The sequence below is a fragment of the Pseudoxanthobacter sp. genome (assembly GCF_036822375.1).
Classification (GTDB): domain Bacteria; phylum Pseudomonadota; class Alphaproteobacteria; order Rhizobiales; family Segnochrobactraceae; genus Pseudoxanthobacter.
In genome coordinates this window covers 1-3,087 of the sequence record NZ_DAISHT010000306.1, presented here as the reverse complement: position 1 = coordinate 3,087, position 3,087 = coordinate 1, and the positions used below count along the sequence as shown (strand labels likewise).

At 71.0% G+C, this 3,087-nt stretch carries 4 protein-coding genes; 1 reads left to right on the top strand and 3 read right to left on the bottom strand.

Annotated features, from left to right (window positions below):
* A partial coding sequence (locus V7067_RS16890) for an ATP-binding cassette domain-containing protein (protein WP_346433188.1) occupies positions 1-730 on the bottom strand: 730 nt, incomplete at its 3' end.
* A 310-nt stretch (positions 731-1,040) separates the two neighbouring features.
* On the opposite strand from V7067_RS16890, the gene V7067_RS16885 reads away from it, so the two are divergent.
* Complete coding sequence (locus V7067_RS16885) at positions 1,041-1,688, top strand: alpha-ketoglutarate-dependent dioxygenase AlkB (RefSeq protein WP_334177055.1); 648 nt, start codon at positions 1,041-1,043, stop codon at positions 1,686-1,688.
* Positions 1,689-1,733: 45 nt separating this feature from the next.
* Here V7067_RS16885 and V7067_RS16880 read toward each other — a convergent pair whose 3' ends face one another.
* Together V7067_RS16880 and V7067_RS16875 are read right to left on the bottom strand one after the other, a co-directional pair.
* Positions 1,734-2,666: an NAD(P)-dependent oxidoreductase gene (locus V7067_RS16880; protein ID WP_334177054.1), complete on the bottom strand. Its 933-nt coding sequence runs from the start codon at positions 2,664-2,666 to the stop codon at positions 1,734-1,736.
* The coding region (locus V7067_RS16875) for a HEAT repeat domain-containing protein (RefSeq protein WP_334177053.1) at positions 2,663-3,087 on the bottom strand (425 nt) is incomplete at its 5' end. The genes V7067_RS16875 and V7067_RS16880, both read right to left, overlap by 4 nt.

Sequence of the window (3,087 nt, the reverse complement as noted above, 5' to 3'; positions counted from 1 at the left end):
GGAAGCGCTCGGAATTGGGGTTGGCCATCACCTCGCGCGGGTTGCCCTCGTCCTCCACGCGCCCCTGATGCAGGAACAGGAGCTTGTTGGCGGCTTCGCGGGCGAAGCCCATTTCGTGGGTCACCACCAGCATGGTGCGGCCCTCGGCGGCGAGGTCCTTCATCACCTTCAGCACTTCGTTGACGAGCTCGGGATCGAGCGCCGACGTCGGCTCGTCGAACAGCATCACCTCCGGGTCCATGGCGAGCGCACGGGCAATCGCCACGCGCTGCTGCTGGCCGCCGGAAAGCTGGCCGGGATAATGGTGGCGCTTGTCGGCCACGCCCACCTTGGCGAGCATCGCCTCGGCCTTCTCGACCGCGGACTTGCGGTCGCGGCCCAGAACGTGCATCGGCGCGGCCGTGACGTTGTCCAGAATCGTCATGTGCTGCCAGAGATTGAACTGCTGGAACACCATGGAGAGCCTGGCGCGGATACGATCCACCTGCTTCATGTCGGTGGGGGCGTTGTGGCCCTGCCGCTGGCCCATCTTGATGAGCTCGCCCTTGACGCGCACCTCGCCGCTGTCGGGAAGTTCCAGCAGGTTGATGCAGCGCAGGAAGGTCGACTTGCCCGAACCGGACGAACCGAGAATGGCCACCACGTCGTGCTCGCGCGCCGTCAGCGACACGCCCTTTAGCACTTCATGATTGCCAAAGCGCTTGTGAATGCCCTTCACATCGAGGGCGATCGCCTTTTCGGCGGGGCCGGATGTCTGAGATTGCGTCTGTGCGGCTACGCTCACGCGGCTCCCCCTGAACCTGCGCCGCGACGGCCTCTGGCCGGTCCCACGCGGCTGCCTTTTCCCCGGCGGCGGATGAACCTCAGCGCCATCCGCCGGCCGAAACAAGCGCCTGTTTCGCAGGCGTGTCTCGAATTTCGGCAGTTTATGCAGGTTCCGGCGGCCCCGTCTATGCCGACGAGAGGTCGCGGGCGGTTACAAAGGCGACTTGCCGCACGCCCTGTGCAAAGCCACAACAGCAACCGGAGCGGAGGACGCAATGGCCACAGAGCCGAATATTGCCGGCCTCGACATTGCCGGCGCACGATTTCTGCCCGGCTTGTTGAGTGTGCACGAACAGATTGAACTTGCAGGAGAAATTGCCGCGATCATGGCCGAGGCCCCGCTGTTTCGCCCGCGCATGCCGCGGAACGGGCGGCCTTTTTCGGTTTCGATGACGAATTGCGGCGCGCTCGGCTGGGTGTCGGACGAGAGCGGTTACCGCTATCAGTCTCACCATCCCGTGACCGGCCGGTGCTGGCCGGCGCTGCCCGGCCGCCTCGCTGCGCTGTGGCAGCGCGTGACCGGCCTTGCGGCGCTGCCGGAGGCCTGCCTCGTCAACTATTATGACGGCCATGCCCGCATGGGCCTGCATCAGGATCGCGACGAGGCCGACTTCCGCGCCCCGGTGCTGTCGCTGTCGCTGGGCGATTCGGCGCTGTTCCGCATCGGCGGCACGGCGCGCGGCGGGCCGACGCGCTCGGTCACGCTCGCCTCGGGCGACGGGCTGGTGCTGGAGGGGGCTTCGCGGCTCGCCTTCCACGGCATCGACCGCATCCGGGCGGGCTCGTCGCGGCTGCTGCCGCAGGGCGGGCGAATCAATCTGACGCTGCGCCGGGTCACGCCGCTGCCGGACGACGGCGGCTGAGATGGGGGGGCTGAGATGGGGGGCTGAGGCGGCGGGCGGGCGGTTTCAGCCCCGCCAGCGGCCGGTGTTCCACAGCCCGGAGAGGCCGCTGCGATAGTCGGGCCACAGCAGCGCCCGGCCGGTGGCGGCCACGATGGCCTCGCCGCTGACGCGCTTGTTGTCGCCATAGAACGAGCGTGCCATCGGCGACAGGCGCGCGGTGGCGAAATCCTCCTCCGGCGGCGGCGTCACGCCCATCAGGCCGGCGGCATAGGCTACCACGTCCTGCGGCGGTGCGGGCTCGCGGTCGCTGAGGTTGAAGGTGCCGGCAAGACCGGCCCCGGCTGCGGCAAGCGTGAGGGCGGCGATGTCGTCCACATGGATGCGGTTGAACACCTGACCCGGCTTGACGATGCGGTGGGCCGTGCCGGCCGCCAGATTGGCCAGCGCATTGCGGCCCGGGCCATAGATGCCGGCCAGGCGCAGGATGGCGAGCGGCAGGGCGCGCCCGGCGGCGAGCGCCTGCCAGCGGGCCTCGGCCGCAATGCGGCGCAGTCCGCGCTCCGAGGTCGCCCGGCACGGGGCGCTTTCGTCGATGCAGGCGCCGCCGGCATCGCCGTAGACGGCGAGGGTCGACCACAGCCCGGCCCAGCGCAGGTGCGGCGCGCGGCGCACGTCTTCGGCGTGGCAGGCCAGCAGCGGGTCGCCGCCGGCGTCCGGCGGGGCGGAGACCAGCAGGTGCGTTGCCCCGGCCAGTGCCGCGGCGAGGGCCGGCTCGGCCCGCGTGCCGTCGAACAGCAGCGGCGTGGCGCCGAGCGCTTCGAGGCGGGTAAAGCGTTCCGGGCTGCGCGTGGTGGCAGTGAGGCGGAGGCCGCGCGCGGCCGCCAGCGCCAGCAGCACGCCCGCGCTGTAGCCGCCGCCGATCACGACGAGGTGGGCCGGCTCTGCCGGCGGGGCGGCAGGCAGGCCGGCGTCTGCGGCGGTTTCCCCGGGGCTCATGACGGCTCTCCCTGCACGGTTTCCCATTCTTCCCTGACGCCGGCATCGCGCTCGCCGGCCAGCCGGCGGCCGCGCTCGGCCGCCCACCGGACGGCATCGAGGCGGGCCAGCGCCCACACCGCCGCACCGCGCACCAGCGGCGCGTCGTCGTCAAGGCGTGCCAGCACGGCGGGCAGCAGATCCGGCCGGCCGCTGTTGCCGAGCGCGATCAGCACATTGCGCACGAAGCGGTCGCGGCCGATGCGCTTGACGGGCGAGCCGGAAAAGCGGGCGCGGAACGCCTCGTCGCCGAGGGCGGCGAGTTCGGCCAGCGGCGGGGCCACGAGGTCGGCGCGGTGGGCGAGCTTTGCCTCGCGGCCGGTGCGGGCGAACTTGTTCCACGGGCAGGCGGCAAGGCAGTCGTCGCAGCCATAGATGCGGT